The organism is Variovorax ginsengisoli (genome assembly GCF_030811835.1).
In the GTDB taxonomy this organism is placed as follows: domain Bacteria; phylum Pseudomonadota; class Gammaproteobacteria; order Burkholderiales; family Burkholderiaceae_C; genus Variovorax; species Variovorax ginsengisoli_C.
Genome location: NZ_JAUSRO010000001.1, coordinates 290,871 through 303,228, shown reverse-complemented (window position 1 = coordinate 303,228; position 12,358 = coordinate 290,871). Strand labels below are relative to the sequence as shown.

Below are 12,358 nucleotides of genomic sequence, written 5' to 3'. Positions count from 1 at the left end.
TTTCATCGATCCCCATGACCCACATCACGATCTATCACAACCCCGCCTGCGGCACCTCCCGCAACGTGCTCGCGCTGATCCGCAATTCGGGCGAAGATCCCACCGTGATCGAGTACCTCAAGACCCCGCCCGACCGCGCCACGCTCGAACGCCTGATCGCCGCGATGGGCGTGCCCGTGCGCGACGTGCTGCGGCAAAAGGGCTCGCCCTACGACGAGCTCGGCCTCGGCGACCCGAAGTGGACCGACGCGCAGCTCATCGACTTCATGCTGCAGCACCCGATCCTGATCAACCGGCCCATCGTCGTCACGCCGCTGGGCACCCGGCTGTGCCGGCCGTCGGAGGTGGTGCTTGACATCCTGCCGCAACCCCAACAGGGCGCGTTCGCCAAGGAAGACGGCGAAGCGGTGGTCGACGCGAAGGGGCAGCGTGTCGACAAGTCCTGAGCTTCCCAACATCGACGCCGGGCTTTTCCACAAGACAGATCTGCAACGGCTGCACCCGGCCGAGCGGGCCGCGCACCCGCCCCGTATCCTGCTGCTCTACGGCTCGCTGCGCGAGCGTTCGTACAGCCGCCTTCTGACCGAAGAGGCGGCACGGCTGCTGCAGGCCCTGGGCGCGGAGCCGCGCATCTTCGACCCACGCGGCCTGCCGATGCCGGACGACGCGCCCGACGATCACCCGAAGGTGCAGGAGCTGCGCGACCTGGCGCAATGGTCCGAGGGCATGGTCTGGACCTCGCCCGAGCGCCACGGCGCCATGACCGGCCTCATGAAGGCGCAGATCGACTGGCTTCCCTTGTCCATCGGGGCCGCACGGCCCACGCAGGGCAAGACGCTGGCGGTGATGGAGGTGTCGGGCGGCTCGCAGTCCTTCAACGCCGTCAACCAGCTGCGGGTGCTCGGGCGCTGGATGCGCATGGTCACCATCCCCAACCAGTCGTCGGTGGCCAAGGCGTTCCTGGAGTTCGACGATGCCGGCCGCATGAAGCCGTCGGCGTACTACGAGCGCGTGGTCGATGTGATGGAGGAACTGGTGAAGTTCACCCTGCTCACCCGCGACGCGGCCGGCTACCTGGTGGACCGCTACAGCGAGCGCAGGGAAAGCGCGGAGCAGCTCTCGGCACGCGTGAATCAGCGCGCCATCTGAGATGGCTGAGAGGCACGCCGCTCAGAGAATCAGCAGCGCCCGGAAGTCGTTGACGTTGGTGTGGGTCGGCCCCGTGACCAGCAGGTCGCCGATGGCCTCGAAGTAGCCATAGGCGTCGTTGCGGTCGAGGTGGTCGGCGAGCTTGCGGCCCTGGGCCGTCGCGCGCGCCAGGGTGTCCGGCGCGACGAAGGCGCCGGCGTTGTCCTCCACGCCGTCGATGCCGTCGGTGTCCGCCGCCAGCGCCCACACGCCGGGCTGGCCGGCCAGCGCGCCAGCCAGGCCCAGGCAGAACTCGCCGGCACGGCCTCCGCGGCCCTTGGCCTGGCCGGGCTGGCGCGGGCGGATCGTCACCGTGGTCTCGCCGCCCGAGAGGATCACGCAGGGCTTCGCGAAGGGCGCCCCCCGCAGCGCGACCGCACGCGCCAGCGCGCCATGCACCTTGCCGACCTCGCGTGATTCGCCTTCCATCTCGTCGCTCAGGATGTGCGCTTCGATACCCGCCGCGCGTGCGGCGTCGGCCGCCGCTTCGAGCGATTGCTGCGGCGTCGCAATGAGGTGCGTGGTGTGGCCCTGGAACACGGCGTCTTGCGGCTTGGGTGTTTCGAGCGCGCCGCTTTCCAGCTGCGCACGCACCGGCGCCGGCACCTCGATGCCGTAGCGATCGAGGATCACCATCGCGTCGGCGCAGGTGGTGGCGTCGGGCACCGTGGGGCCGCTCGCGATGACAGCCGGGTCGTCGCCCGGCACGTCGCTGATGGTGAGCGTGACCACCCGCGCCGGCGCGCAGGCCGCCGCCAGCCGGCCGCCCTTGATGCGCGACAGGTGCTTGCGCACGCAGTTCATCTCGCCGATGTGGGCACCGCTCTCGAGCAGTTGCGTATTGATGCGCTGCTTGTCTTCCAGCGTCAGTCCGTCGGCCGGCAGCGTGAGCAGCGCCGACCCCCCGCCGGAGATCAGGCACAGCACCAGATCGTCGGCCGTGAGCCCTTCGGTCAGCGCCAGGATGCGCTCCGCCGCCTTCAACCCGGCCGCGTCGGGCACGGGGTGCGCGGCCTCGACAACCTCGATGCGCGATGCGAGCCCGTCGGGCCGCAGCGGGATGTGGCCGTAGCGCGTGACCACCAGGCCCGACAGCGGTGCGTCGGCCGGCCACAGGGCCTCGAGCGCCTGCGCCATCGAGCCGCCGGCTTTGCCGGCGCCCAGCACCAGCGTCCGGCCGTTGGGCGGCTTTGGCAGGCACGGCGCCATGCCGATGAGCGGCAAGGCGCGTTCGACGGCAACGCCGTACAGATGCGCGAGGAACTCGCGCGGGGCAGTGCGTGCATCGGGCACGCCGGGTGCTTCGGAAGAGGTGTTCGGTGCGATCATTTGCGTTGTCTCCACACTCTATTCTGTCTGCTCGCGCCATGACCACCCTGCTGATCCGCAACGCGACCTGCGTCGCCACCTTCGACGACAACCGCACCGAGTGGCGCGATGCGTCGGTCTTCGTGCGCGAAAACCGCATCGAGGCCATCGGATCGACGGCCGACTTGCCGCAGACGGCGGACGAGGTGATCGATGCGCGCGGCCATCTCGTCGTGCCTGGGCTGGTGAACACGCACCACCACATGTACCAGTCGCTCACGCGGGCCATTCCTGCCGTGCAGGACGCGGAACTGTTCTCGTGGTTGCGCGGCCTGTACCCGATCTGGTCGGGGCTCACGCCGGAAATGGTGCACGTGTCGACCCAGGTCGCCATGGCCGAGCTGCTGTTGTCGGGCTGCACCACCAGCAGCGACCACCTCTACATCTACCCCAACGGCGTGCGGCTGGACGACAGCATCGACGCGGCGCGCGAGATCGGCATGCGCTTCGTGGCGACCCGCGGCAGCATGAGCGTCGGCGCCTCGCAGGGCGGCCTGCCGCCCGACCGCGTGGTCGAACGCGAAGACGCCATCCTGGCCGACACGCAGCGCCTGATCGAAACGCACCACGACGCCGCACACGGCGCGATGGTGAACGTGGCGGTGGCGCCTTGCTCGCCCTTCAGCGTGAGCCGCGACCTGATGCGCGAATCGGCGCTGCTGGCGCGCTCGTTCAAGGGACAAGGCGTGCGACTGCACACCCACCTGGCCGAGAACGACCACGACATCGCCTACAGCCGCGAGAAGTTCAACTGCACGCCCACCGAGTACGCGCAGGACCTCGGCTGGCTCGGCCACGACGTGTGGCATGCGCACTGCGTGAAGCTCGACGCTGCCGGCATCGCGCTCTTCGCGAAGACCAAGACCGGCGTGGCGCACTGCCCCTGCAGCAACATGCGGCTCGCCTCGGGCATCGCGCCCATCCGCCGCATGCTCGATGCCGGCGTGCCGGTGGGTCTGGGCGTGGACGGCAGTGCGAGCAACGACGGCGCGCACATGGTCAACGAAGCACGTCAGGCGTTGTTGCTGGCGCGCGTGGGCCGATCGCTCGAACCCTTCGGCTGCGACCACGGCCCTTCGGAAATGACGGCACGCGACGCGCTCGCCATCGCCACCCGCGGCGGTGCCGAGGTGCTGGGCCGAACCGACATCGGCCACCTCGCGCCAGGCATGTGCGCCGACCTGGCGCTGTTCGACCTGAACACCGTCGCCTTTGCCGGCGGCGCGGTGCACGACCCGGTTGCGAGCCTGCTGCTGTGCGCCAGCCCGCAGGCGGCGTACACGGTGGTCAATGGGCGCGTGGTGGTGAGAGAGGGTCAGTTAGCGACCGTCGATCTGGGGCCGCTGGTGGAGCGGCACAACCGGCTGGCTGTGACGTTGGCGCTTGCGGCACGCTGAAGGTCAGCGGGCCGCCTGCGCCTGAAACTGCGCGATGGCGCGCTGTACGCCGAGGCGTGGGCTCGACACCGCGTTGATGCCGATTACCTCCAACAGCGGTGTTGCAGGCGCCATCGATGCCTGTGCCAGAACCACGACGCCGGGAGGAGGCACGGCTGCGGCCACGGCGGCCACCACGCAATCGACATACGCTTGCGTCTCGCCCGCCACGAAATGCGCCCACGCATCGGGCACGAGAAGACAGTCGACGCGCAGTTCCTGACCGAGCGTCCGGGCCGAATCCATGAGCAGTTCGTATGTCGGTGCCAGCGTGCTTTCGAGCGCAGCCACGACCAGCACGCGCGAGCCTGCCGTCACGGCTCGATCCGCCATGGCCCTGTCGATCCGGGCGGCAACGTAGCGGCCGTCGGTCGGTGATTGTTCGACCACGCCGCCGATCGTGGAGCAGGTGCAAACGACCACTCGGGCGCCGGTCGCGGCAGCCTCGCGCATGCGGCGCTGGATGTGTTCGGCCAGCCCTGGGTCGTTCGTGCCGACCTTCATCGCCAGCGCCAACAGTTCCTTCGCAACCACATGGCGTACGCGAAGCTCCGGCGCCAGCTCTGCCATCAGGCCGTCGAAGGTTCGTACATGGACGGGCGACGTATGCACAAAGGCAATGTGATCGTGCATAGGCCGGTTCGAATCGCTCTGCTCAATCATCGCTGGCGCGTGCCGCCAGCCGCTCGACCTCACGGTCCAGCGCCTCGTACTGCGCGTCGCAGAACAGCTCGCAGAGACGATCGACTTCGGTGCGGTCGTGCGCGTCGACCACCGTCGCGTCCTGCTCCATCTTCGCTTTGCCGAAGAAGCCCTTGCGAAGCTGCATCGACACCGATTGCAGTTGGTACTCGCCGGCCAGGTCGGCGCTGAGGGCGGTGACCCAGAGTTGGCGCTGTTCTGCTGCGTTCTGCAACACCAGCGCCGGAAACGGGCCTTCTTGCCGCTCGTCCCATTGCGCATGTTCGTCGGCCCACGGAAAGGCATCGATGGCCTGGCGAAACGCGATGAAGTTGGTCGCGCCTTGCGGCTCGAGAGGAAGATCGTCGCCGACGTGCTGGATGGCATGAGTCAACATGGTGCGCAAGCGCCTCCTTGGTCTGGAAAGCGCCATTGTCAATCAGCGTACGCTGCCGGCACCGCCTCAGAAGCTGTAGCGCGCACTCAATTCGATGGAGCGCGGCGCACCGGGAAGGATGCCGACATCGTTGTTGGCCGATATGTAGTAATGCCTGTCGAACACGTTCTTCAGGTTGACCGCTGCGCTCCAGCCCTTGGGCGCAGGGCGCCAATACACCGCCATGTCGGCCGTGAGATAGCCTGGGAGCCGGACGGCGTTGTCGACGTTGGCGTACTCGTAGCTGCGTGCCGTGATGCCACCGCCGATCTGCACGCCAGGCACCCAGGCGTCCAGCGACTTCAGCAGCCACAGGTTCAGGCTGTTGCGCGGCGCCAGCGCCAGCGTCTTGCCCTGCAGGGGAGTCGGTTTGGCGGACGAGAACGGTGCAGTCACCGTTCCCACGCCGCGCGTCACTTCGGCCTGAAGGTACGAATAGCCGGCCAGCAACTGGAGGCCCAGCGCAATCTGGCCTGCGAAGCTCAGTTCAAGGCCGCGGGCGCGCTGCTCGCCGATGTTCACCAGCTTGTTCAGCACCGGGTCGGTGTATTTCACGTCGCTGCGCGTCAACTGGTAGATCGCCGCGGTGACCGAGGCGGCGCCATTGAACAGGTCGGTCTTGGAACCCACTTCCCAGTTGGTGCTCTGCTCGGGCTGGAGGTCTGCGTTGTTGGTGGCCAGCGGGCCCGCTTCGCCCGAGGGCTGGTACGACCGGGTGCCCGAGACGTAGTAACTCTGGGTCGTCGTGGGCTGCCACACCAGGCCGGCGCGCGGCGAGAAGTTGCGATCGGTGCGCGACAGGTCGGCGTTGGCCGGCAACTGGTCGTCGTATTTCTGCCCGAAGACGTCGTAGCGCAGGCCGACCAGGGTCTTGATGGTCGGCGTCCAGGTCGACAGCGACTGCACATAGGCGCTGCGCGTGGTGTTCACCGTGTAGCCCGTGGTCGGGGAAGACGCCTGCGACAGCGGCACGTCGTACGGCAGGTCGCGAACGACCGGCGCGAAAACAGGGGTGCTGAACGAATACCCGGCGCGGTTGGTGGCCGCGTTGGTGACGGCCTGGAAGCGGTCCTGCTCGCCGACCTCGATGCCGAACAGAAGCTTGTGCGTGGTGTCGCCGAGCGTCAGGTCGTGGCTGATCTCGGACTGGTTGAACCAGCCATGCTCGTAGCGCTGGACTGAGCCACGCGACAGCAGCGCCAATGGCACCGCGCCGCTGTCGTTGACAGAGCCGATCCGGGTGTGGCGCCGGTCGAGCGAATAATCGTAGTAACGCAGCGTGTTGGTGAACCCCGTCGTGTCGGACAGGCGCCGCTTGTACTGAATGGTGCTGGCCTCCATCGTGGAGATGGTGTGATCGAGGCGGTTGGCGTCGGCCGCGCCGTAGTAGGTGTTGCGCGGCACGTCCGCCGGCCGGCCGGTGGACGCCAGGCCCGGCACGCCGAAGTCGATGCTGCGTTCCTGGTGCTGGTAGTTGAACTGCACCAGCAGACTCTGGTCGGCGTCTTTCCACAGGATGCTGGGCGAGATGGCCTGGCTGCGCACGTAGCCGTTGGTGCGATAGCTGTCGGAATCTTCCAGCGCGCCGTCGAGCCGCACGGCGAGGTTATCGTTCACCGGCTGGTTGATGCCGAAGTCGGTGCGCTTGAGGCCGTAGCTGCCGACGGTCACACCGACATCACCGCCCGCTGTGAAGGACGGCTTCTTCGTGACGAGGTTGATCAGCCCGCCCGACGAACCTCGGCCGTAGAGCGCCGCGGCCGGGCCCTTGAGGACCTCGACGCGCTCGATGTTGTAGAGGTCGCGAAAATACTGCGCATCGTCGCGCACGCCGTCGAGATAGATGTCGTACAGCGCGGTGAAGCCGCGGATCACGGTCGCATCACGCTGCCCGTCGCCGGTGGCGAGGCCGACGGACGGCACGGTCTTCATCACGTCCTGCACGCTGCGGGCGCCCTGGTCGCGCATGACTTCCTGCGTCACGATGTTGACCGTCTGCGGAATGTCGCGCAGCGGCGCGTTCACCTTGGCCGCGGTGGTGCTGTCGGCGGGCGCGTAGTCCGCGCCGTGCGTCTGGTCCGACGTGACGTCCACTTGTGGGAGGGTTTGCGCCTGCGCCGTGACGGCGTAGGCGGCCAGCACCATGAGCGCGGCCTGCGCGACGGCGCAGCGCGCCGTGGGAATGGAGAGAAGCATGAAGAAGACCAGGTGGAGCGTTTGACAACGTTCGCTGGCTGGAACTTCTTTCGCGTTCTGGCTTGCGGGGACCGCGGGACTATAGCCAGTCAACCTGACTGGAACCGGTCTTCCGTGTGAAATCTGGCAGCGGCAAGGTCTGCCTGCCGCGCGTCAGTGGGTCTTGGCGCCGGCGATGAACCAGCGCCCGATCAGGTCACGTTCCGCATCCGTGATGCCGGTGGCATTGTTCATCGGCATGATCTTCGTGACCACCGCCTGCTGGTAGACCGCCTGGGCGTGCAATGCGACCTGGTCGGGCGTGTCCAGCCGCACGTTCTTCATCTGCACCGCGGCGCCGTGGCACATGTAGCAGCGCTGCTCCAGCACCTTCTGCACCTCGCCGAAGCTCACCGTCGCCACGGGCGTGCCGGGCGCCGGTGCCGCGACGGGCTCGGGCTTCATCCAGACGATGGTCAGCCCGAGCACGGCGACGCCGACCATCGCGTAAGGCAGCGGATTCTTCGCATTGCCCAGCTTGAAGCGGTGGCGCACCACGAAAAACTGCCGGATGGCGGCGCCGCCGAGCATGATGAGCAGCAGCACCACCCAGTTGTACTTGTGCGTGTAGGTGAAGCTGTAGTGGTTGCTCAGCATCGCGAACAGCACCGGCAGCGTGAAGTAGGTGTTGTGCACGCTGCGCTGCTTGCCGCGCTGGCCGTGGATCGGGTTGACCGGCTTGCCCTGGCGCATCAGTGCCACGTTCTCGCGCTGGCCGGGGATGATCCAGAAGAACACGTTGCCGCTCATGGTCGTGGCCATCATCGCGCCGACCAGCAGGAAGGCCGCGCGGCCGGCGAACCAGTGGCAGGCCAGCCAGGCGGCGAAGGCGACGAAGATCGCGACCAGCACGCCGACGATCGCATCGCCGTGCTTGCGACGGCCGAAGATCTGGCAGATGCCGTCGTAGACGATCCAGAATACGACGAAGAAGGCCAGTGCCACCGAGATGGCGGCGCCCGGCTGCCAATCCATCTTGGACTTGTCGATGAGGTACGTGCTGGCATTCCACAGGTACGACATCGTGAAGAGCGCGAAGCCGGTAAGCCAGGTGGAATAGCTCTCCCAGTACGACCAGTGCAGGTGGTCGGGCAGCTTCTTCGGGGCCAGCGCGTACTTCTGCATGTTGTAGAAGCCGCCGCCGTGCACCGCCCACTGTTCGCCACCGACGCCTTTGTCGAGCGACTCGGCGTCCTGCGGTTTTTCGAGGCTGTTGTCCAGCATCACGAAGTAGAAGGAGGCGCCGATCCAGGCGATGGCGGTGATGACGTGGACCCAGCGCAGCAGCAGGTTGGCCCAGTCGAGGTAATAGCTTTCCATGCTCTCAACCTAGTCGGCGCGTGGGGCGCCGAAGAACGGGTTTGCACTGCTCACCACTGCGGGCGCTGTAAGCAGAAAAATGCCGCGAACGCAGGCCTGACAAGGGTCGGCCTCGCTCCGCTGCGGCTTTGTTGTGGACTGAAGTGTATACAGCATTGAGGCCGGATTGCGACTTTTTTCCGCACCGGCCAGGGCGGGTGCCCTCAGCCGTTGTGCATCGTTTGCAATAACTGTGCCGCCACCGCGACGGCGATCACTTCAGGCTCCTTGCCTGCAATCCCCGGCACCCCGATCGGACACGTGACGCGCGCCAGCTCGGCATCGGTGAAGCCGCGCTCGGACAGCCGATGACGAAAGGTCGCCCATTTCGTCTTGCTGCCGATCAGGCCGATGTAGGGCAAGTCGTCCTGCGCGCGCAGGCGGCGCAGGCAGGCGATGACGATGTCCAGGTCTTCGGCATGGCTGAAGCTCATGATCAGCACGCGCGAACCCGGCGTCAGGCCGGCCACCGCATCCTGCACCGGCTCCGAATGGTCGATCTCGACCTGTACCGGCAGCGCGGGCGGAAAAACGCCTTCGCGGCTGTCGATCCAGCGCACAGCCAGCGGCAGCGTGGCCAGCAACCGCGCGAGCGCAGCGCCGACATGGCCGCCACCGAAGAGCGCCACGGGCGCAAAGCGCGACGACAGCGCCCCCTGCAGCGCAACGCGGTCGGCGGCGCCCACGCGCTGGAACCCGAGGAACACCACGCCACCGCAGCACTGGCCCAGGCTCGGCCCGAGCGGACAGCGCTGCGCGCCGGTCGGCAGTGCAGCCGCCGCATCGGCCAGGAACGCTCGCGCCTGCTGGATGGCCTGGAATTCGAGTTGGCCGCCGCCGATGGTGCCGGTCAGGCCATCGGCCCACACCGCCATCCAAGTGCCAGCTTCGCGCGGCACCGATCCCTGCGTCTGCGTGACGCGCACCAGCACCGCGTCTTCACGCGCCAGTCGGCCGAGCAGTTCGTCAAGCGGGCCGTTCATCGCCCTGACCTTCTGTTGCAGGCGCGCCGCCGTGCCACGGTATAACCCCGGCCATGACCTTCCCGTTCACTCCCCGCCGCGCCGCGCTCGGCGCCGCGCTGCTCACCACGCTCCTGATGGCCGGCTGCGGCAGCACCGGCCCTGGCGCGACCTCCCATGGCAGCGTGCCCGGCCAGTTGTCCGACGCCACGTCGGCACCCGCGCAATCCCCCGCCAGAACGCCGCGCAGCTCCAATGCCGCCAATCCGCGTGACTACCGCCGCGACGCCGCACGCCACATCTACGACGCCAACGGCGACCGGATCTACCCCGGCAAGCTGCCGCCGGTGCTGTATGCGGTCGGCACGCTGCAGGTGCACCTTGATGCCCAGGGCAAGGTCACGGCCATGCACTGGATGCGCGCGCCGCAGCACGCCCCCGAAGTGATCGCCGAGATCGAGCGCACCGTGCTGGCCGCAGCGCCCTACCCGGCCGCCACGCAGCTGGGCCCGGTCATCTGGACGGACACCTGGCTCTGGGACCAGGGCGGCAAGTTCCAGCTCGACACACTGACCGAAGGCCAGCAGTAGCCGAAGCGGGGTCACGAGCCGCGGTAGGTGGAGTACGCCCACGGGCTCACCAGAAGCGGCACGTGGTAGTGCTGGTCGGTGTGTGCCACGCCGAAGTCGAGCGCCACGCGATCGAGGAAGTTCGGCTGCGGCAGCACGACGCCGCGTGACTTGAAGTACGCCGCCACGTCGAACACCAGCCTGTAGGTACCGACCTTGAGCGTGTGGTTGTCGTAGAGCGGCGCGTCGGTGCGGCCGTCGGCGTTCAGCGTGAAACGCTTGACCAGCGTAGCCTGCTCGCCGTCGGTGACGTACAGCGCCACCGACATGCCGACAGCGGGCGCGCCGTGCATCGTGTCCAGAACGTGGGTGCTCAAGCCCATGCGATTTGCTCCTGAAATTGCGGCCGGACAATCCGGTCGACAAAAGTGTATACAGTTATTGGCGATGCCGCTATCATCCGCCCCATGGACTCGACCACCACGCGCGCGATTGTCGACGCCTTGACCAAGGCCATTGTGGAGCATCGACTCCAACCGGGCTCCAAGCTGGCCGAGCAGAAGCTGGCCGACCACTTCGGGGTGTCGCGCACGCTGGTGCGGCAAGCCCTGTTCCAGCTGTCGCAGAACCATCTGATCCGCATGGAACCCGCGCGCGGCGCTTTCGTCGCCGCACCTACCATTCAAGAAGCGCGCCAGGTCTTCGCCGTGCGTCGGATGCTGGAGGCCGGCATGACGCGCGAGTTCGTCGCGAACGTCACTCCCGCGCGCATCAAGGCGCTGCGCGAACACGTGGCGCTGGAGAAGGCCGCCGTGGTACGCGCCGACGTGTCCGACCGCACCGAGCTGCTGGGCGACTTTCATGTGCGCATGGCCGAGCTCATGGGCAACGAGGTGCTCGCGCAGATGCTGGGCGAACTCATCTCGCGCTGCGCGCTCATCACGCTCATGTACCAGTCGAGCAGCGCCGCCGAGCATTCGAACGAGGAGCATGCCGACATCGTGCGTGCCCTGGCGGCCAAGGATGCCGAGCGCGCCGTGCGCCTGATGACCGAACACCTCGAACACGTCGAGGCCAGCCTCACCTTCGACCGCAAGGTGCCGACCAGCGACATCGCGCTGGCGCTGTCCTGAAAATGCCATGACCACCTACGACTCCACCCATTCCTACCCCCGCGACCTGATCGGCTACGGCCGCGACGTACCGCACGCCCGCTGGCCGCAAGGCGCGCGCATCGCGGTGCAATTCGTGCTGAATTACGAGGAAGGCGGCGAGAACAGCGTGCTGCACGGCGACGCAGGTTCGGAGCAGTTCCTGTCGGAAATGTTCAATCCGGCGAGCTACCCCGAGCGCCACATCAGCATGGAGGGCATCTACGAATACGGCTCGCGTGCCGGTGTCTGGCGCATCCTGCGCGAGTTCGAGAAGCGCGGCCTGCCGCTGACGGTGTTCGGCGTGGGCATGGCGCTCGAGCGCCACCCCGAGCTCACGGCCGCCTTCAAGGAACTGGGCCACGAGATCGCCTGCCACGGCTGGCGCTGGATCCACTACCAGCACGTCGACGAAGCCACCGAGCGCGCGCACATGGCCTTGGGCATGGCGGCCATCGAACGCCTGACTGGCGAGCGCGCGCTCGGCTGGTACACCGGCCGCGACAGCCCGCGCACGCGCCGGCTGGTGGCCGACTTCGGCGGCTTCGAGTACGACAGCGACTACTACGGCGACGACCTGCCCTTCTGGATGCATGTGCAGAAGACCGACGGCAGCGTCGTGCCGCAGCTCATCGTGCCGTACACGCTCGACTGCAACGACATGCGCTTCGCGCTGCCGCAGGGCTACTCGCATGCCGACCCCTTCTACCAGTACATGAAGGACAGCTTCGACGCGCTCTATGCCGAGGGTGATCCGGCCGGCGACGACCGGCCGAAGATGCTCAGCATCGGCATGCACTGCCGCCTGCTCGGACGCCCGGGCCGCATCACCGCGCTGCAGCGCTTTCTCGACCACGTCGCGCGCCATGAACACGTCTGGGTCTGCCGCCGTGTGGACATCGCGCGCCACTGGAAACAGACGCATCCGTTCACCGCACCCGTGCCCGCCGCCACGCCAGCCCAAGGAGCCTGA

13 protein-coding genes are annotated in these 12,358 nt (G+C 67.4%); 6 read left to right on the top strand and 7 right to left on the bottom strand.

The features are described 5' to 3' along the window. Nucleotides 1–14: 14 nt before the first annotated feature. Complete coding sequence (gene arsC / locus J2W36_RS01350) at nucleotides 15–446, top strand: arsenate reductase (glutaredoxin) (RefSeq protein WP_307687859.1); 432 nt, start codon at nucleotides 15–17, stop codon at nucleotides 444–446. Beyond that, nucleotides 430–1,149, top strand: a complete 720-nt coding sequence (gene arsH, locus J2W36_RS01345) for an arsenical resistance protein ArsH (protein ID WP_307687858.1) — start codon at nucleotides 430–432, stop codon at nucleotides 1,147–1,149. Before arsC ends, arsH begins: the two co-directional genes overlap by 17 nt. Nucleotides 1,150–1,170: 21 nt before the next feature. Here the strand turns inward: arsH and J2W36_RS01340 are convergent, their stop codons facing one another. Next, nucleotides 1,171–2,517: a glycerate kinase type-2 family protein gene (locus tag J2W36_RS01340; protein ID WP_307687857.1), complete on the bottom strand. Its 1,347-nt coding sequence runs from the start codon at nucleotides 2,515–2,517 to the stop codon at nucleotides 1,171–1,173. A 38-nt stretch (nucleotides 2,518–2,555) separates the two neighbouring features. On the opposite strand from J2W36_RS01340, the gene J2W36_RS01335 reads away from it, so the two are divergent. Then, a complete protein-coding gene (locus J2W36_RS01335) occupies nucleotides 2,556–3,953 on the top strand; it encodes an 8-oxoguanine deaminase (RefSeq protein ID WP_307687856.1) in 1,398 nt (465 codons plus the stop codon). A 3-nt stretch (nucleotides 3,954–3,956) separates the two neighbouring features. On the opposite strand, the gene J2W36_RS01330 is transcribed toward J2W36_RS01335, so the two are convergent. From J2W36_RS01330 to xdhC, 5 genes are all read right to left on the bottom strand, one after another. Next, nucleotides 3,957–4,625, bottom strand: coding sequence for an Asp/Glu/hydantoin racemase (locus J2W36_RS01330; RefSeq protein WP_307687855.1), 669 nt, complete (start codon nucleotides 4,623–4,625; stop codon nucleotides 3,957–3,959). 22 nt (nucleotides 4,626–4,647) lie between these two features. After that, nucleotides 4,648–5,070, bottom strand: a complete 423-nt coding sequence (locus J2W36_RS01325) for a hypothetical protein (protein WP_307687854.1) — start codon at nucleotides 5,068–5,070, stop codon at nucleotides 4,648–4,650. 66 nt (nucleotides 5,071–5,136) lie between these two features. Beyond that, nucleotides 5,137–7,305 (bottom strand): TonB-dependent receptor, encoded by a 2,169-nt coding sequence (locus tag J2W36_RS01320; protein ID WP_307687853.1) that lies wholly within the window; start codon nucleotides 7,303–7,305, stop codon nucleotides 5,137–5,139. A gap of 153 nt (nucleotides 7,306–7,458) precedes the next feature. After that, on the bottom strand, nucleotides 7,459–8,664 hold the full coding sequence (locus tag J2W36_RS01315) for a urate hydroxylase PuuD (RefSeq protein ID WP_307687852.1): 1,206 nt from the start codon (nucleotides 8,662–8,664) through the stop codon (nucleotides 7,459–7,461). Between the two features lie 203 nt (nucleotides 8,665–8,867). After that, complete coding sequence (gene xdhC / locus J2W36_RS01310; RefSeq protein WP_307687851.1) at nucleotides 8,868–9,686, bottom strand: xanthine dehydrogenase accessory protein XdhC; 819 nt, start codon at nucleotides 9,684–9,686, stop codon at nucleotides 8,868–8,870. A gap of 53 nt (nucleotides 9,687–9,739) precedes the next feature. Between xdhC and J2W36_RS01305 the strand changes: the two genes are divergently transcribed. After that, nucleotides 9,740–10,255 (top strand): hypothetical protein, encoded by a 516-nt coding sequence (locus J2W36_RS01305; RefSeq protein ID WP_307687850.1) that lies wholly within the window; start codon nucleotides 9,740–9,742, stop codon nucleotides 10,253–10,255. 11 nt (nucleotides 10,256–10,266) lie between these two features. Here the strand turns inward: J2W36_RS01305 and uraH are convergent, their stop codons facing one another. Further along, complete coding sequence (gene uraH, locus J2W36_RS01300) at nucleotides 10,267–10,617, bottom strand: hydroxyisourate hydrolase (RefSeq protein ID WP_307687849.1); 351 nt, start codon at nucleotides 10,615–10,617, stop codon at nucleotides 10,267–10,269. Between the two features lie 84 nt (nucleotides 10,618–10,701). Here uraH and J2W36_RS01295 point away from each other — a divergent pair, with 84 nt between their 5' ends. Further along, nucleotides 10,702–11,367 carry a GntR family transcriptional regulator gene (locus tag J2W36_RS01295; RefSeq protein WP_307687848.1) on the top strand — a complete coding sequence of 222 codons (666 nt, stop codon included), beginning with the start codon at nucleotides 10,702–10,704 and terminating at the stop codon, nucleotides 11,365–11,367. A 7-nt stretch (nucleotides 11,368–11,374) separates the two neighbouring features. Further along, nucleotides 11,375–12,358 (top strand): allantoinase PuuE, encoded by a 984-nt coding sequence (puuE, locus tag J2W36_RS01290; RefSeq protein ID WP_307687847.1) that lies wholly within the window; start codon nucleotides 11,375–11,377, stop codon nucleotides 12,356–12,358.

What these genes read in the sequence shown, in the direction of transcription:
- arsC (WP_307687859.1), top strand. Translation starts at nt 15, where the DNA reads ATGACCCACATCACGATCTATCACAACCCCGCCTGCGGCACCTCCCGC.
- J2W36_RS01340 (WP_307687857.1), bottom strand. Translation starts at nt 2,517, where the DNA reads ATGATCGCACCGAACACCTCTTCCGAAGCACCCGGCGTGCCCGATGCA.
- J2W36_RS01335 (WP_307687856.1), top strand. Translation starts at nt 2,556, where the DNA reads ATGACCACCCTGCTGATCCGCAACGCGACCTGCGTCGCCACCTTCGAC.
- J2W36_RS01330 (WP_307687855.1), bottom strand. Translation starts at nt 4,625, where the DNA reads ATGCACGATCACATTGCCTTTGTGCATACGTCGCCCGTCCATGTACGA.
- J2W36_RS01325 (WP_307687854.1), bottom strand. Translation starts at nt 5,070, where the DNA reads ATGTTGACTCATGCCATCCAGCACGTCGGCGACGATCTTCCTCTCGAG.
- J2W36_RS01320 (WP_307687853.1), bottom strand. Translation starts at nt 7,305, where the DNA reads ATGCTTCTCTCCATTCCCACGGCGCGCTGCGCCGTCGCGCAGGCCGCG.
- J2W36_RS01315 (WP_307687852.1), bottom strand. Translation starts at nt 8,664, where the DNA reads ATGGAAAGCTATTACCTCGACTGGGCCAACCTGCTGCTGCGCTGGGTC.
- xdhC (WP_307687851.1), bottom strand. Translation starts at nt 9,686, where the DNA reads ATGAACGGCCCGCTTGACGAACTGCTCGGCCGACTGGCGCGTGAAGAC.
- J2W36_RS01305 (WP_307687850.1), top strand. Translation starts at nt 9,740, where the DNA reads ATGACCTTCCCGTTCACTCCCCGCCGCGCCGCGCTCGGCGCCGCGCTG.
- uraH (WP_307687849.1), bottom strand. Translation starts at nt 10,617, where the DNA reads ATGGGCTTGAGCACCCACGTTCTGGACACGATGCACGGCGCGCCCGCT.
- J2W36_RS01295 (WP_307687848.1), top strand. Translation starts at nt 10,702, where the DNA reads ATGGACTCGACCACCACGCGCGCGATTGTCGACGCCTTGACCAAGGCC.
- puuE (WP_307687847.1), top strand. Translation starts at nt 11,375, where the DNA reads ATGACCACCTACGACTCCACCCATTCCTACCCCCGCGACCTGATCGGC.